The sequence below is a fragment of the Stenotrophomonas hibiscicola ATCC 19867 genome (genome assembly GCF_000382065.1).
GTDB lineage: Bacteria > Pseudomonadota > Gammaproteobacteria > Xanthomonadales > Xanthomonadaceae > Stenotrophomonas > Stenotrophomonas hibiscicola.
Window position 1 is genome coordinate 130,714 of the sequence record NZ_KB907498.1, and the last position, 16,312, is coordinate 147,025.

Consider the following 16,312-nt stretch of genomic DNA (forward strand, 5'->3'; position numbering starts at 1 on the left):
CCCAGGTGCCGGACAGGGCCTCGCCGATCAATCGCAGCCGGGTCGGCGCCTGGGCCTCACGAAACGCGGCGATGTCCGGGCCGAGCAGCCAGGTCGGGAACACCGAGTCCACCGCCAGGGTCAGTTCGGTCTCCCAGCCCGAGGCCACCCGCCGCACCCGCAGTTCCAGCTCGCGGGCTGCACGCAGCAGGTGTCGACCCTCGTCCAGCAGCGCGCGGCCAGCTGCGGTCAGCTCGGCGCGCGGGCCAACCCGGTCGAACAGCTGCACGCCCAGGTCCTCCTCCAGCTTGGCCACGGTGTAGGAGATGGTCGAGGGCACCTTGTGCAGCGCCTTGCCAGCGCCCGCAAACGAGCCGCGGCGGTCGATGGCATCCAGGATCTGCAGGGCATCGAGGCTGAGCTTGAGCATTCGAATTTTTCGATGATGGCTGTCAAAACTATCCGTTTTTCAAACCCGGGGCGCAAGCGAATACTTCTCTCCAACGGGGAAACACAGCGGCTACCGGTCCACCCCGCCCCATCGAAACCATCGAACAAGGAGATTCCATCATGCTGCAGATCCGCAAGAGCGCTACCCGTGGCCTGGCCGAGCATGGCTGGCTGTCCTCGCGCCATACCTTCTCCTTCGCCAACTACTACGACCCCCGCTACGTCAGCTTCGGCCCGCTGCGGGTGATCAACGAAGACAAGGTGATCGGCGGCCAGGGCTTCGGCACCCACGGCCACAGCAACATGGAAATCATCTCCTACGTGCTGGGCGGTGCGCTGGAACACAAGGACTCGATGGGCACCGGTTCGGTGCTGCGCTATGGCGACGTGCAGCGCATGAGCGCCGGCAGCGGCGTCACCCACAGCGAATTCAACCACTCGGCCGACGAGACCGTGCACTTCCTGCAGATCTGGATCTTCCCGGACACCGAGAACATCACGCCGTCCTACGAGGAGACCCACTTCGCGCCGGAGACCAAGCGCGGCCAGCTGCGCCTGATCGCCTCGCCGGACGGTGCCGACGGTTCGCTGCGCATCCACCAGGATGCCCGCATCTTCGCCACCATCCTCGATGGCGGCCAGAAGCTGCACCACGCGCTTGGCAACGGTCGTGGCGCCTATGTGCAGGTGGCGCGTGGCCAGCTGCAGGTCAACGGCATCACCCTGGAAGCCGGCGATGCACTGCAGGTCAGCGACGAAGCCCAATTGACGCTGGAAAACGGCAACGATGCCGAAGTGCTGGTGTTCGACCTGCCGCTGTAACCACAAGGCCCTCGATGCTGCTGAGCATCGGGGGCCTTTTCGTAGAGCCCGGCCTGCGCCAGGCGTGCTACAGGAGGAGTGTTACCCACCGATGGCGGCGCAGGCCTCCAGGATCAGCGCGGTCACTTCCTTCGGCTGCGAGGCCAGCGAGGCATGGCTGGCATCCAGCTCCAGCAGGCGCTTGGGCTGCATTCTTGCGGCCATGGCTTTCTGGTTTTCCGGCGCGATCATGCGGTCGTGGCGGGACAGCTGGTACCAGCTCGGCCGGTGCTTCCACGCCGGATCGCTGACCGTGTCGCCGAAAGTGCTGGCCAGCGGCGCCTTCTGGGTCACCGCCATCACCCGGCCCTCGTCGGCACTCAGGTCCTGGCAGAAGCTCTCATGGAACTTGTCCGCACGCAGCCAGAGGTAGCCATCGCTGTCCGGTGCCAGATTCGGCGCCGCCTCCGGCAGATGCTGCTGGGTGATGCCACCCGGGCTCTCGCCGGCATCAGGCGCGAAGGCAGCGATGTAAACCAAGCCCTTCACGTTGGGCTCGTTACCGGCCTGGCTGATCACCGCACCGCCGTAGGAGTGGCCGACCAGCAGCACCGGACCGTCGATCTGCCGGATCATTTTCTGGGTGCGTCCTGCGTCGTCGGCCAGCGACGTGAGCGGCAATTCCACCGCCTGCACCCGGTCGTGGCCGTTGCGATGCAGTTCCAGGATCACCTTGGCCCAGTGTGCGGCCCCGCCCCAGAATCCATGGACGAGGAGGATGGTCGGTGTCGTGCTCATGTACGGATCTCCGGCAGCGGCCGGCGGGGTGCCGACCGTGCAGCCACTGTCCGTGGGCGACGTTAATCGCTGGTGACGCGATCGGGTCACTGCAATCGTATGCGTCGCCCGATGTCACGCATGGCACTTGCCGATCCGGCCTGAAAACGTTTTCATAAAAGTCCCCTGGAGCTTCGCATCGCGCATGACGCCTTCATCCCCGCGTGCCCAGCAGCACGCCACCCGTGCCGCCTTCTTCATTCCTGGATTCGCCACCGCCGCGTGGGCGCCGATGGTGCCTTACGCCAAGGCCAAGGCCGGGCTGTCCGACGCCAGCCTCGGCGCCGTGCTGCTGTGCCTCGGGCTCGGCTCGCTGCTGGCGATGCCGTTGGCGGGTGCGCTGACCGGGCGGCTGGGCTGCCGCCGGGTGATGGTGATCACCTGCGCGATGATGCTGTGCGCCCTGCCCTTGCTGGTGCTGGCGCCCTCGCCGGTGGCGCTGGGCGCGGCGCTGTTCGTGTTCGGCGCCGGCGTCGGTGCACTGGATTGTGCGATGAACATGCAGGCGGTCGCGGTAGAGCGCGACGCCGGGCGCGCAATGATGTCCGGCTTCCACGCCTTCTACAGCATCGGTGGCTTCGTCGGCGCCGGCTGCATGACCGGCCTGCTGATTCTGGGCACGCCGCTGTGGCTGGCCGCGCTGGCCACAGTGGCAGCACTGCTGCTGGTTGCGGTTCTGTCGGCGCCGCACTGGCGCCCACAACGGATCCTGCATGAAGGACCGTTGCTGGCACTGCCGCACGGCGTGGTGCTGTTCATCGGCGTGCTGGCGTTCGTGGTATTCCTCGCCGAGGGCTCGATGCTGGACTGGAGCGCGGTGTTCCTGGCCGAAGTGCGGCAGGTGCCGCGTGACCAGGCCGGCGCCGGCTTCGCGTTGTTCACCCTGGCGATGACCGCGATGCGCCTGTTCGGCGACGGCATCGTCGAGCGCCTCGGACGGACCCGTACCCTGGTCTTCGGCGGCATCACCGCCGCAACAGGCTTCACCCTGGCCACGCTGGTGCCCTCGTTCCCGGTGGCGCTGGCCGGCTACGTGCTGGTCGGGCTGGGCTGCGCCAACATCGTGCCGGCACTGTTCTCGATGGCCGGCCAGCAGCGGGTGATGCCGGAGAGCATCGCCATCACTGCAGTGACCACACTGGGTTACGCCGGCATCCTCGCCGGCCCGGCGGCGATCGGTGCACTGGCACACGGCACCAGCCTCGGATTCGCCTTCCTTTGCGTGGCCGCGCTGCTGCTGGGCGTAGCCGCATCCGCGCGAGCACTGGCACGACGGGTGGCCTGACAAAAAAAGGGGACGGAGGGGATTAAGTCGCATCTGCCACGGGTGTGCTGCAAACGACTTAATCCCCTCCGTCCCCTTTTTCAGCCGTGTGCCAGCCATTCGGCCTGGGCCGGCAGCTGCGGCGCCGGGCATGCGCTCTGCGGGTGGTGCTCGTCGCGCGCCATCCAGTCGTCAACCACTCCGGCCAGCAGATCCAGCCGCAGCGGCAGGGTGATATGGTCTTCGCCGCGCATCTCGATGTAGTGCGCGCGCGGGTTGGCCTGGGCCAGTTCGCGGCCCTGGCTGACGGGTATGTGCTGATCGCCCTGCCCGTGCAGCAGCAGCACGCAGGCGCGGGTATCGGCCAGCGCACGCGCGACGTCGACGCGGTCCAGATCGACGTCGATGCGACGGCTGGCGTCGGCGATCACCTGGTTGATGTCCTGGCCGCCGTAGCGCCAGCGCGCGTACGACGCCATCGCCTGCGCCTTCAGGCCTTCCGGCTGCAGCCCCATCAGGTGCGGGATCATCGTGCGGATCGCTACACCGGCATTGGCGAACGATTCCATCGCCACCACGCCTTCCACCTGGTCGCCGAGCTTGTCGGCGGTGAATACCGCTGTGGCGGCGCCATAGGACACGCCGAACAGGTACAGCGGGCCGGTTACTTCACCACGTGCGCGCAGCTCGCCGATTACATCCACCACATCGTCGGATTCATAGGTGCCATAGCCCGACGGCCCAGTACCGGACTGTCCATGGTTGCGCAGGTCGAGCGTGACCACGCGGTAGCCGGATTCGGCCAGCTGCAACGACCACGGCAGCATCGAATCACCATTCATCATCCAGCCGTGCAGCAGCACCACGGTGCCGCGCGGTGCCTGCGCGCGGAACGGTCGCGGTACTGCCAGGCTCAAGCCGGTATCCAGCGGCAGGCCGTTCTCGTGGCGCTGCGGCAGGTAGTGATAACGCGCGCCGTAATCGCCAGGATCGAACACACGCCAGAAGATCGGCACGCCATCGCGGCCCCGCGCAAAGCCGTGGCGGTTGGGCAGTTCGGCGATGGCCGCGGCGATGCGCGGGCGATCGAGCAGGGTCGATACGCCACCCGGCGCGATCAGCCGATCGGCGAGCGAGGTGGACGAGGCATTGATCGAGGACGAGCATGCAGCCAGCCACAGGCCGGCGCACGCCAGCAACAACAGCAGCAGGCGCTTCATGGGCAATCGGGGAAAAGGTGCGACAGCGTGGCAGGTTAGCGACGCGCGCGTGGGCCATCTATCGCGCGTGGATGACGGCTTGATGACAACGCAGGAACGATTCAGCTTGGTGTAAAAGCTGTATCCGTTCAGTCATTGATCCGGATCAATGAACGCGCGCGCGGGATTGCCCACAGTGCCGCCATGCGCACCTCGTTCAAGCTCGCCATTGCCCTGGTCGCCACGCTGGCCGCCGCCTACGGCGTCGCCCGCACCACGCCCTACTGGTTCGCACCGCGACAGGCCGCGCAGGTCGACATCCACGATCCGGCATTGATCGCGCAGGGACAATACCTGTCGCGCGCCGCAGACTGCGCGGCCTGCCACACCGCACCGGGTGGCAAGCCGTTCGCCGGTGGCCTCGGCATGCAGACGCCGATGGGCACGATCTACTCGACCAACATCACGCCCGATCCGTACACCGGCATTGGTGCCTACGACTACGCCGACTTCGAGCGCGCGGTACGTCGCGGCATCCGTCACGATGGCCAGCCGTTGTATCCGGCCATGCCGTACGCCTCGTACGTGATCGCCAGCGACGCCGAGATCAAGGCGCTGTACGCCTACTTCATGGGCTCGGTGCAGCCGGTGAAGCAGAACAACGCCGACAGCACGATCCCGTGGCCGGTAAACATGCGCTGGCCATTGGCCTGGTGGCAGCTGCTGTTCGCACGCCCGCGCACGTTCAACCCGGATCCGTCGCTGGATGCCAGCCAGCAGCGCGGCGCCGAACTGGTGGAAGGCCTGGCCCACTGCGGCGCCTGCCACACGCCACGCGGCCTGGCGTTCCAGGAGAAGGCCATGGCCGATGATGGGGGCCGGCAGTTCCTTTCCGGCTCGGTGCTGGAAGGCTGGTATGCGAAGAACCTGCGCAATGAAGCGAGCGGCCTGGCCAGCTGGAGCGAGGGCGAGATCGTGGACTTCCTGCGCACCGGACGCACCGATCGGTCGGCGGCCTTCGGTGGCATGGCCGACGTGGTCGAGCACAGCACGCAGTACCTGTCCGACGCTGACCTGCTGGCGATGGCCCGCTACCTGAAGCAGCTGCCCGCCCGCGAAGGACGCAGCGCACAGTGGTCGCCCGGCAGCGACACGACCACCGCCGCACTGCGCAGCGGCGACTACCGCGTGGCCGGTTCGCTGGCCTATGCCGAGCACTGCCAGGCCTGCCACCGCGCCGACGGGCGCGGCATGCCGCGCGTCTATCCGGCCCTGGCCGGCAACTCGATCGTGTTCGCTGACGATCCCAGCTCGCTGGTGCAGGTGACCCTGATCGGTGGCCGCACGCCGCATACCCCGCACGACCGCATGGCCTTCACCATGCCCGGCTTCGAACAGCTGCCGAACGCGCAGCTGGCACAGATCCTGACCTTCATCCGCAGCAGCTGGGGCAACCAGGCCAGCGCAGTGAGCGAGGTCGACGTGGCACGCATGCGCCGGGTGGTGCGCGACAAGCCAGTGCACTACGTTCCGCAGGAGTCCGCACGATGAAACGTTCGCGCAAACGCTCCCGCCTGCTGATCGGCAGTGCGATCACCCTCGTGCTGCTGGCCGGCGCCGGTACCCTCGCTTACCGCCATCTGTACCCGGACCTGGATGCCGCCGTGGCCAGCACGATCGATATCCTCGATGCACAGGGCAAGGTGGTCGGCCACTACCGTGCACCCAGCGCCGAAGAAATCGCCGGGCTCGGCAATGCCGAGTCGGTGATGCTCGGCCGCCGCCTCCTCAACGAGACCGCACGGCTGCTGCCGGACAACGTCGGCAACGATCTGAACTGCAACTCGTGCCACATGGCCGAAGGCAAGCGGCCGTTCGGCAATCACTACTTCAACACCGGCGGCGGCGCCTATCCGCGCTACATGCCGCGTCCGGGCAAGGTGATCGGGCTGACCGAGCGCATCAACGGCTGCCTGCAGCGTTCAATGAACGGCAAGCCGCTGCCGAAGGACTCGCCGCAGATGCGTGCGATGCTCGACTACATGGCGTGGCTGAGCAGCCCTGTGCCAGTGGGTGCAAGGGTGGCTGCCCCCAGTGAAGGGCCCATCGACAGCACGCTGGTCCCGGACCCGATCCGTGGCCAGGCGCTGTACGCCGTGCAGTGCGCTGCCTGCCATGGCGACAATGGCGAAGGCCGGCGCGACGCCAGCGGTGACATCGCGTTCCCGCCGCTATGGGGCGACCACAGCTTCAACATCGGCGCCGGCATGGCGCGCCTGTACAAGGCCGCCGGTTTCGTCAAACACAACATGCCGCCGGCAGTGACCCGTGAACCGCCACTGGGCCAGCAGGTGATGCCCGACCAGGATGCGGTGGACATCGCCAGCTACTTCATCAACCAGCCACGCCCGGACTTCGCCAACAAGGCCAAGGACTGGCCGCGCGACCCGAAACCCAAGGACGCGCGGTACTGAGCATAAGCCATTGGAACCGGCCGTCACACAACACGGTTCCTGCTTCGCCGCGTCATGCCGATGTCATGGGCACTGCCGACACTCCGGGGCTTCCCTCCCCTGAAGGTCCGGTTTCAATGCGAACGTTTGCGCGTTTTCCCCGTGTCTCGCTGCTTGCCGTGCTGATCGCCCCCGCCCTGGACGCCCTCGCAGAAGCACCGCAGGGCGATACGGGCGAAGCGCACAGCAGCGATGCCCGTACCCTGGACCAGGTACAGGTGATCGGCCAGGCCACCAGCTACGCCAAGACGTCGGTGCGCGCAGAAACACTGAACCGGCAGACGGTGATGAGCAGCGTCAACGATGCGCTCAATGAAGTGCCGGGCGTGGTGGTCAGCGAGGCCGACGCTACCGGTTCGTCGGTGTGGGGCACGCAGATCAGCATGCGCGGTTTCGTCACCAATCGTGATACCCAGCAGATCGGCACCACCATCGACGGCCTGCCCAACGGCGGCTCAGGTTACGGTGGCGGCTCGCTGGCCAACCGCTACATCGACACCCTCGACCTGGAGACGGTGGAAGTCAGCCAGGGCACCGCTGACATCTCCTCGCGCTCGAACGAAGCACTGGGCGGCACGCTCAACTTCCTTACCAGCGACCCGCTGCAGGACAGCCGCCTGCGCTTCGTGGTCGGTGCCGGTGACAACGAGGCGCGCAAGTACTACGTGCGCTACGACACCGGCCTGCTCGGCGGCCACACCCGCGCCTGGGTCAGCGCCTCCACGTCGAAGGTGCACGACTGGATCGACGGCACCGGCCACGCCAGCAACGACCACATCGCCGGCAAGTTCATCACCGAACTGGATCGCTGGACGCTGGCCGGCTACCTGTCCTACAACGATGCCGACGAGCCCGAATACACCAGTGTTTCGCCGAAGGGCTTTGCCACCCATCCGGATCGCGACAACCTGGTCGGCACCCTCACCGGCATTCCCTATCTGGACCAGAACTTCCGTTCGGGCTCGCGTGCGCTGCGCGAGAACACCTTCGGTTACCTGCGTGCGGCCTTCGACGGCGGCAACGGGCTCAAGGCCTCGGTGGCCGCCTACGGGCACCGCATGCAAGGTCGTGGCGACTGGCTTCCACCCTACCTGGCGCAGGTCAGCGATGAGGGTGCGGGCCGCCCCGAATCGGAATATCTCGGTGGCAAAACCGTGTACGGCGGCAGCAACCGTGGCCAGATCTTCTTCGTCAATACCGATGGCAGCGCCGCGCAGCGCCTGGCCAGCTGCACCCCGCGCCTGGGCTTCACCGCCGAGTACGATCCGAACTGCTACGCCGGCAACGTGCTGGGCGCGCAGTCCTACCGCCACACCCACTACGACAACGACCGCATGGGCGTGACCGCCGACGTCGAATGGCGGCAGACCTTCGGTGCGATCGACAACACCATCCGTGGCGGCCTCTGGGTGGAGAAGCTGGACCGTTCGGCACGCCGTGACTGGCACCGCCTGCTCAACGTCGGCCAGGACATCGCCTTCGACCACCAGCCGTACTGGGTGCAGTTCGAGGACAAGTACAAGGTCGACGAGCAGATGTACTACGTCGAGGACGTGGCCCGCTTCGGTCCGTTCAGCGCGCGCCTGGGCGTGAAGCAGTTCTTCGTCGACCAGTCGCGCCGCCGCGTGATCGGTGCCAGCGAGCACGTCAAATCCGATTCCAGGTCCGATCCACTGTTGTCCACCGGCGTCACCTGGGCACCGGGTGTGGAAGGCATGGAGCTGTTCGCCGGCTTCTCGCAGAACTTCGCTGCCATCCCCTCCGGCGTGCTTGGCGAGACCGACCCGCAGCGCTTCCGCAACGTCGAGCCCGAAACCGCCGACAACATTGAAGTGGGCATGCGCATCAGCCGCTGGCCGCTGACCGCCTCCGTCACGCTTTACAACATCAAGTTCGACAACCGCATCGTCTATCTGCCGGCAGGTTTCGTCAGTGGCATCGACTACCTGGGCGAGACCGATGGTGTCTACGAGAACTTCGGCGGCGTGGAAAGCAACGGCCTGGAAGCCGCGTTCGGCTATGGGTGGAACAACGGCTGGCGGATCAACGCGGCCTACACCTACAACCGCTCCAAGTACCTGGGCAGCGGCAATGCCGCGCGTGATGCCCAGCTGGGCATCGTCGACGGCGCCAAGGTGATCGGCCAGCCGGAGAACACCCTGGTGCTGTCGGCCGACTGGCAGGGCGCCAACTGGAACTTCGGCCTGTCCGGCCGTTACCTGGGCACGCGCTACCTTGATGCCGCCAACGTCAACACGCTGCCCTCGGCCACCGTGTTCAACGCCAACATCGGCTTCGACCTGCAGGGGCTGTCGCCGCGCCTGAAGGGCATGGGTGCCAACCTGGTGGTGAGCAATCTCACCGACAAGCGGTATCTTGCAGGGGTGGACGGCCGCGACAACGCCTTCATCGGCGCTCCGCGCACCGTCGGCATCTCCTTCCGCGTGGACCTGTGAGTGAGCCCGTGACCGATATCGGCCGACGCCGGTTGTTGCAGGCCGGCGTTGCCGCCGGCCTTTCTCCGCTGCTGCCCAGCATCGCCCGGGCCGCAGCGATCGCCCCTGCCGCGCAGACGCGCAGCCTGGAAGACCTGCAGCACATCGTGGTGTTCATGCAGGAGAACCGTTCGTTCGACCACTACTTCGGCACGCTGCCGGGTGTACGTGGTTTCGGCGACCGCTTCGTGGCCCCTGCCCCCGCGCTGCAGGCCGGTGGCCGCACCCGCAGCCTGTGGCTGCAGCCCGATGCCAGCGGCACGCGGGCGATCGCGCCGTTCCCGCTGGATACCGCCGCGCACTTCGGCTACATGCGCGTGGAAGGTACGCCGCATACCTGGCCCGATGCGCAGCGCGCCTGGGACCACGGCCGCATGGGGCAATGGCCGAAGGCCAAGCAGAACCACTCGATGGGCTACTTCCAGCGCAGCGACCTGCCGTTCCAGTTCGCGCTGGCCGATGCCTTCACGATCTGCGATGCGTACCACTGCGCGATGCAGGCCGGCACCAACCCGAACCGGGTGTTCCTGTGGACCGGCCACAACGATGCACAGGCCCGTGCCGGTGGCCCGGTAATCGCCAACTCGCATGACAACTTCCCCGAACACGGCGGGCATCCGGCGTCGTACCGCTGGACCAGCTATGTCGAGCGCCTGCAGAACGCCGGCGTGTCCTGGCAGATCTACCAGGACATGGCCGACAACTTCACCGACAACCCGCTGGCCGGCTTCGAGGCGTTCCGTCGTGCCTACAGCGCGGCACCCGGACATGATCCGCAGCTGCGCGCACGCGCTGTCAGCACCCGTGGCCTGCCACAGCTGCGCCAGGACGTACTCGACGGGCGCCTGCCTCAGGTCAGCTTCATCATCGCCGATGCCGCCGGCAGCGAACATCCCGGCCCGTCCAGCCCGGCCCAGGGCGCGGCCTATACCGCGCGCGTGCTGGATGCGCTGACCGCCGATCCGGAAGTGTGGAGCCGCACCGCCCTGCTGCTGATGTTCGACGAGAACGACGGATTCTTCGACCACATGCCGCCACCGGCCCCTCCCTCACCGGTGAACGGTGGATGGGCAGGTGCCTCGTCGGTCAGTACCGAGGGCGAGTATCACCGTCATCCCGCACCGGGCGACGAGAAGTACGATGCCGCCGAACTGCGCGGGCGCCCGTATGGTCTCGGTCCGCGTGTGCCGCTGTACGTGATTTCGCCGTGGAGCCGCGGCGGCTGGGTCGATTCGCAGGTGTACGACCACACCTCGGTCATACGCCTGATCGAACGTCGCTTCGGCGTGGCCGCACCGGACATCTCGCCGTGGCGCCGTGCGGTCTGCGGGGATCTGAGCAACGCGTTCGACTTCGCCCAGCGTGATACCCGTCCGTTCGTGCGCGGCCTGCCGGACATGAGCGCGGTGGCCGCGCGTGCCGCCGCCCTGCCGGGACGCACCGTGCCCGCGTTGCCCGAGGGACTGAAGCCGGCGAAACAGGAAAGCGGTGTACGCCCGGCGCGTGCCCTGCCCTACCGGCCGCAGGCATCGATCGCTGCGGTCGACGCTGCGGGCGTGGACCTGACGTTGTCCTGCGAAGGCGCAGCGGCTGTGCTGCATGTCTACGACCGGCTGCGGCTGGATGCGGTGCCACGCCGCTACACGCTGCTGCCCGGTAGGCCGCTGCGCGAGCGCTGGCCGCTGGATGCCCAGGGCCGCTATGACCTGTGGTTGCTCGGCCCGAACGGCTTCCACCGCCACTTCCAGGGAGCGGCCACGGGTCCTGCCGTGCAGGCTTCAATCGATCGCGTCGATGACCAACTGCGGCTCCGCCTGCGCAATCTGGGTGACAGTGCACAGCAGGTGCGCGTGCACGGCGGCGCCTATGCAGGACACATGCCCGAACAGACATTGGCGCTGCCCGCACATGCGCAGACTTCATTGGCGTGGGATGCTACGCCTACCGCCGGCTGGTATGACCTGCGCGTCAGCGCGGGTGGGAGTGTGCTGCGTTTGGCCGGCCGCGCCGAGGATGGGCGCCCCGGCACCAGTGACCCGGCGATGGGCACCGAGCCGCTGCGGTTCGAGCACGATTGAAGAATCCCTGTAGAGCCGAGCCCATGCTCGGCTGCTTTCGCCCTGGTCGCATTGCCCCGAAAAAAGCAGCCGAGCGTGGGCTCGGCTCTACAGCGCAGACCGGTAGATTCAGGCCTCCTGCAGCCCCGGCCGGCCGTGCTCCACCGCGTAGCGCTTCCAGCTCTGCAGCGCGCCATTCGGCTGCATCACGGTATCCAGCGTCTTCATGTCGCCGATCCACGCATCGCGGGTGACATCACACAGCACGTAGCCACGCTTGTCGGTGGTCGCCTTCAGGTAGGGGCTGTGGGCAAGCTGGTTCCTGGCATACGCGTCCACGCCCTGGCCGTCGGCACCGGAAGTGATCGAGGTGGCGAGGAACTCGCTGGAGACCACGCCCGAGTCACGGTGGTCCTGCACCAGATCGCTGGCGTAGTGGCGATGCGCGTCGCCGCAGGCGGTCACCACGTTGCCGAAGCCCACCTTCTGGATGTGATCGAGCAGGCGCCGGCGGCTTTCCAGATAGCCCGACCACTGATCGTCGGACGACTGCACCACCCCATCCTTCTCGCGCATGTAGTTGCCCAGTGCCACCTGGTGGGCGATGGTATGCCAGCGCGGCGCAGCATCGGACAGGCCGTCGAACAGCCAGCGTTCCTGCTTCGCCCCCACAATGCTGCGCTCCGGCGATTCCACCTCCTCGCGCAGCGTCATGTTCACCTGCTTGCTGCGGTACTGGCGGGTGTCGAGCAGGTGCAGGTCCATCAGCGTGCCGTAGCGTGCACGTCGGTACATCTGCATGTGGCCATCGCGCGGGAATGCCGAACGGCGCAACGGCATGTTCTCGTAGTAGGCCTGGAACGCCTGTGCGCGGCGCAGCAGGAATACTTCGCTGGGCGTGTCATCCTGGTCTTCGGCGCCGGCCCAGTTGTTGTCCACTTCATGGTCGTCAAAGGTGACGAACCACGGTGCCGCCGCATGCGCGGCCTGCAGGTCGGCATCGCTCTTGTACTGGGCGTAGCGGCGGCGGTAATCATCCAGCGTGTAGATCTGCGGGCCGACGTGGTTGCGCAGGTTGGTGAACGGCTGTCCGTTCATCTTCCGCAGGCCCGGCTGGCATTCGCCTTCGTAGATGTAGTCACCGTAGTGGAAGACGAAATCGAGTGGTTCCTCGGCGATGCGTCGCCACGCGGTGTAGTGGCCTTCTTCGTAATGCTGGCAACCGGCCACCACGAAGCGAACGCGATCCACCGCTGCCGTGGCTGCCGGCAGCGTGCGCGTGCAACCCACTGCGCTGGCGTGGCCGCCTACGGTGAAGCGGTACCAGTAGGGCCGTCCGGGCGCCAGCCCGTCCAGCTCCACGTGCACCGCGTGGCCGAGTTCGGGATGCGCCATTGCCGAACCCTGGCGTACCACTCTGCGCATGCCTTCGTCTGCTGCCAGCTGCCACTCGACCACCATCGGCCGGGCCGGCATGCCACCGCCGAACACCAGCGGCTCGGTCGCCAGCCGTGTCCACAGCACCATGCCATCGGCCGAGGGATCACCCGAGGCCACGCCCAGGGTGAAGGGCGTGCTGGCAAAGCGCGGCTTGGCCAGCAGGTTGCGCGGGTTCAGCGCGGTGGCATCGGCCTGCGCGGCCAGCGCGTGTGCCGTGCCCATCCAGGCGCCGGCAGCAGACAGGCCGGCCAGGGCCAGGAATCGCCTGCGATTGATCGTATCCACGGCGCTGCCCTCAGTTGTAGATGATGTGGAAGTAGAAGAAGCGGCCGTAGTCGTCGATCTCGGTACGGAAGCGCCCATTCGGGCCGGTGCTGTAGGTCGGCTGGGTGTTGAACAGGTTCTTGGCTTCATACTTCAGCGTCACGTGCCTGCCGACTTTGTGGCTGAAGGCCATGTTGAACGTCATGTACGGGTCGTAGTACGAATCCAGCCATTCGGTGTCACCGAAGTCGACCAGCATCCGGCTGCGGTAGGTTCCGGAAAGGCGCAGCTGCGCGCTCCTCCACGGCATGCGCCAGATCACCGAACCATTGAGCGACCAGTCCGGCTGGTACAGCAGGCGATCCAGGCGGCGCGCGGTGCCATCACTGATGCGGTAGTCGGTCTGCCCTTCCAGCCGCGTGGCGTTGAAGTACATGTCGAAGCGCTGGCGGCCCCACTGCAGGTTGCGGTTGGCCACCGCGAACTCGACACCGCGTAGCTTCGACTCATCGGTGTTCATCGGCTGGGTGATCCGATAGCGGGTATCACCCACGTTCTCGAAGGTGGTCAGGGTGTAGATGTCGTCCTTGATCACCTTGTCGAACAACGCCACCGAGACCAGGCCGTTGTTGCCGTTGAAGTACAGGTCCCATGCAAGATCGATGTTGGTGGAACGGCGCGGCTGCAGATCGGCATTGCCCTGCTTGATGGTGCAGAAGCCCCTGCCCTCCTCGTCATCGCCACAGCTGGTGCTGGTGGCCTGGGCGATGTTGCTCGGCGTCGGCCGGCCCAGCGTGCGGCTGGCGGAGAAGCGCAGGCGCTGGTCCTCGGTGAGCTTGAAGGTTGCGTTCAACGAGGGCAGCAGGTTGTTGTAGCCACCGCTCGTGTTGCGGAACGCAGAGGTATAGGTAGCGCCGCCATCATCGCTGAACGGACTGTAGGCATCGAAGCGGGTGTGGTCGTAGCGCAGGCCGCCGATCAGCAGCAGCCGGTCCCAGGCGTAGTGCGCGGATACATAGGCATTGGTGATGTCCTCCACGTACTTGTAGTCGCTGGTGAAGTTGGCATTCGGATACGCCGCATTGTTGCTGCCCAGTTTCGGCAGCAGTTCCTCGGTCCACTTGCGGTTGTCGATCAGCGGGAAGCCGGGCACGCTGCCCAGCAGTGTCGAACCCGGATATAGGTAGTCGTTGAGCGTGGCGCTGCTCTTGAAGTAGTCGAAGTCGATGTCCTGCCAGATCTTCAGGTGGCGGTACTCGGCGCCGGTGGCCAGGCCGAAGCCACGCGCATCGGCGTCGATGTTGTAGCTGAAATCGGCGCGCAGGTTGTCGATGCTCTCCTTGGCATCGCGCGGGGAGACGTAGGCCTGCGCCGGATTGAGCTTGAACGCGGAGCTGGTCAGCAGGCTGGAATCGGAAACCGCCACCGCGTTGGGGAACCCATGGCTGTCGTTTTCGTAGTCGACGAACAGATTGCTTGGGTAGGCGCGCACACCCCAGTAGACCTGGTTGTTGTGGAAGGTCTCTTCGGTATGGCCGCCACGCAGGGTCAGCCGCGAACGGTCGCCCATGTCCCAGTTGAAACTGGCGATGGCACCACGGTTGCTGCGGTCCCAGCGGTCGTGACGGTTCTTGATGTAGATGCTGTTGATCTGGGTGGTGCCGCTGTCCTCGGTCTGGTTGCGGATCGGGAACTTGGCATTGCCGTACAGATCGGTCTTGTTCATCGTCGAGTTCTCGTAGAACCGGTACGAGTACAGCAGCAGCGATGCGTAGAACGGATCATCCGAGGGCTTCCACTCAAGCTTGGCGGAGCCACCGAAGTTGGTGATGAAGTTGGTATAGGTGCCGGTGCTGAAGTTGCCAGGCGCACGCAGCCCGTTCCAGCCCTTGGCCTCGTCCGGACCGGTGGTACCGTCGGTGAGGTATTTGCCAGCGTCGTTGTAGTAGTAGTTCGACTCCACCCAGCGCTTGACGCTGTTGCGTGAACGCTGCTCGTAGCGTGCCACCGCAACGATGCCGAACTCCTGGTCGGCGCCGAACTGGTTGGAGAACACCATCTTGGCGCTCTTGCCGAAGTGGCCCAGAGTCTCGTGGTTGCCGCCTGCGCTGCGCTCGACGTTGGTCTCGGCGGTGGAATAGATGCCCGCCACATCGGCAAACACGTACTTGCCGGACCGGTCGAAAGCACTGCGGCTGATGATGTCGATCACGCCGCCGATCGCATCCGGTGCCTGCTCCGCACTGAAGCTCTTGTAGATGTCGGTACGGGTGCCGATGTCGCTGGGAATCAGCTGCAGGTTGTTCATTCGCTCGCCGGAGCCACTGCCTCCCACGCTGGCAATCGCGATGCCATCGATGGTGGTGTAGTTGAGGTTGGCCTGTACGCCGCGCACGGTCACGTAACGTGGCTCACCGGCATCCTCCACCGCACTCAGGCCTGGAGCGGCCATCAGGCTCTCGGCCAAGGTCTCGTCGCCGTAACTGTCCATCTCGTCGTACACCACCGAATCCTTGATCACCGGTGAGCGCTTCTTCTGGTCGATGACCTCATGTGCAGCAATCACCTTCACCGTGTCCAGGGTCGGCGCCACCATTGCCTCGGCCTCGCGCGGCTTCGGCGCGGCCGGCTTCGGTTGGTTGCGTGCTGGCGCCGGATCGATGGCGATGACATTGCCATCCACCACGGTGTACCCCAGGCCGGTACCGGCCAGCAGCGCGTCCAGCGCCTGCCTGACGGTGGCACCGCGCGGCACCGCACCGGCCATGCGGGCATCACCGCCGGCCGAGTACAGGAACTGCACCCCGGAACTGCGCGACAACTGCTCCAGCGCACGCGCCAACGGCTGCGCCGCGATCGGCGTGGATACACGCGCCTCCAGGCCATCGGCACCGGCGGCGAAGGCCAGCGGCACGCTGCAGGGAGACAGGGCGAGGATGATCGACAGGTAGAGCGTGTTGCGCATCACGGGTCCTTGGAAGAGAGAGAAGGCAGCAGGCGCCGCTGCGTGGCT

General features: G+C 66.2%; 11 protein-coding genes. 6 read left to right on the plus strand and 5 right to left on the minus strand.

From position 1 onward, the window contains the following. Positions 1–409, minus strand: a 409-nt coding sequence (locus G370_RS01000000120570) for a LysR family transcriptional regulator (protein ID WP_019658846.1), incomplete at its 3' end; no start/stop codon positions are given. A gap of 140 nt (positions 410–549) precedes the next feature. On the opposite strand from G370_RS01000000120570, the gene G370_RS0100570 reads away from it, so the two are divergent. Beyond that, positions 550–1,251 (plus strand): pirin family protein, encoded by a 702-nt coding sequence (locus G370_RS0100570; protein ID WP_005409043.1) that lies wholly within the window; start codon positions 550–552, stop codon positions 1,249–1,251. Between the two features lie 81 nt (positions 1,252–1,332). Here G370_RS0100570 and G370_RS0100575 read toward each other — a convergent pair whose 3' ends face one another. Next, a complete protein-coding gene (locus G370_RS0100575; protein ID WP_019658847.1) occupies positions 1,333–2,028 on the minus strand; it encodes an alpha/beta hydrolase in 696 nt (231 codons plus the stop codon). Positions 2,029–2,212: 184 nt separating this feature from the next. Here G370_RS0100575 and G370_RS0100580 point away from each other — a divergent pair, with 184 nt between their 5' ends. Next, positions 2,213–3,352, plus strand: coding sequence for an MFS transporter (locus G370_RS0100580; protein WP_019658848.1), 1,140 nt, complete (start codon positions 2,213–2,215; stop codon positions 3,350–3,352). An 80-nt stretch (positions 3,353–3,432) separates the two neighbouring features. Here the strand turns inward: G370_RS0100580 and G370_RS0100585 are convergent, their stop codons facing one another. Next, positions 3,433–4,551 (minus strand): alpha/beta hydrolase, encoded by a 1,119-nt coding sequence (locus tag G370_RS0100585; protein ID WP_019658849.1) that lies wholly within the window; start codon positions 4,549–4,551, stop codon positions 3,433–3,435. A 183-nt stretch (positions 4,552–4,734) separates the two neighbouring features. Here G370_RS0100585 and G370_RS0100590 point away from each other — a divergent pair, with 183 nt between their 5' ends. The 4 genes from G370_RS0100590 (at position 4,735) to G370_RS0100605 (ending at position 11,616) form a co-directional block, all read left to right on the plus strand. Next, on the plus strand, positions 4,735–6,081 hold the full coding sequence (locus G370_RS0100590; protein WP_019658850.1) for a c-type cytochrome: 1,347 nt from the start codon (positions 4,735–4,737) through the stop codon (positions 6,079–6,081). Further along, on the plus strand, positions 6,078–7,004 hold the full coding sequence (locus G370_RS0100595; RefSeq protein ID WP_019658851.1) for a c-type cytochrome: 927 nt from the start codon (positions 6,078–6,080) through the stop codon (positions 7,002–7,004). The genes G370_RS0100590 and G370_RS0100595 overlap by 4 nt, the downstream gene beginning before the upstream one ends. 116 nt (positions 7,005–7,120) lie before the next feature. Further along, positions 7,121–9,499, plus strand: a complete 2,379-nt coding sequence (locus G370_RS0100600) for a TonB-dependent receptor (protein WP_019658852.1) — start codon at positions 7,121–7,123, stop codon at positions 9,497–9,499. A gap of 8 nt (positions 9,500–9,507) precedes the next feature. After that, positions 9,508–11,616 (plus strand): phosphocholine-specific phospholipase C, encoded by a 2,109-nt coding sequence (locus G370_RS0100605; protein WP_019658853.1) that lies wholly within the window; start codon positions 9,508–9,510, stop codon positions 11,614–11,616. Between the two features lie 108 nt (positions 11,617–11,724). Here G370_RS0100605 and G370_RS0100610 read toward each other — a convergent pair whose 3' ends face one another. Continuing rightward, complete coding sequence (locus G370_RS0100610) at positions 11,725–13,320, minus strand: alkaline phosphatase D family protein (protein ID WP_019658854.1); 1,596 nt, start codon at positions 13,318–13,320, stop codon at positions 11,725–11,727. A 10-nt stretch (positions 13,321–13,330) separates the two neighbouring features. After that, positions 13,331–16,264, minus strand: a complete 2,934-nt coding sequence (locus G370_RS0100615) for a TonB-dependent receptor (RefSeq protein WP_019658855.1) — start codon at positions 16,262–16,264, stop codon at positions 13,331–13,333. Positions 16,265–16,312: the final 48 nt, after the last annotated feature.

Bases quoted from the DNA above. Each gene is read 5' to 3' on its own strand.
- G370_RS0100570 (WP_005409043.1), top strand. From the start codon at position 550: ATGCTGCAGATCCGCAAGAGCGCTACCCGTGGCCTGGCCGAGCATGGC.
- G370_RS0100575 (WP_019658847.1), bottom strand. From the start codon at position 2,028: ATGAGCACGACACCGACCATCCTCCTCGTCCATGGATTCTGGGGCGGG.
- G370_RS0100580 (WP_019658848.1), top strand. From the start codon at position 2,213: ATGACGCCTTCATCCCCGCGTGCCCAGCAGCACGCCACCCGTGCCGCC.
- G370_RS0100585 (WP_019658849.1), bottom strand. From the start codon at position 4,551: ATGAAGCGCCTGCTGCTGTTGTTGCTGGCGTGCGCCGGCCTGTGGCTG.
- G370_RS0100590 (WP_019658850.1), top strand. From the start codon at position 4,735: ATGCGCACCTCGTTCAAGCTCGCCATTGCCCTGGTCGCCACGCTGGCC.
- G370_RS0100595 (WP_019658851.1), top strand. From the start codon at position 6,078: ATGAAACGTTCGCGCAAACGCTCCCGCCTGCTGATCGGCAGTGCGATC.
- G370_RS0100600 (WP_019658852.1), top strand. From the start codon at position 7,121: ATGCGAACGTTTGCGCGTTTTCCCCGTGTCTCGCTGCTTGCCGTGCTG.
- G370_RS0100615 (WP_019658855.1), bottom strand. From the start codon at position 16,264: ATGCGCAACACGCTCTACCTGTCGATCATCCTCGCCCTGTCTCCCTGC.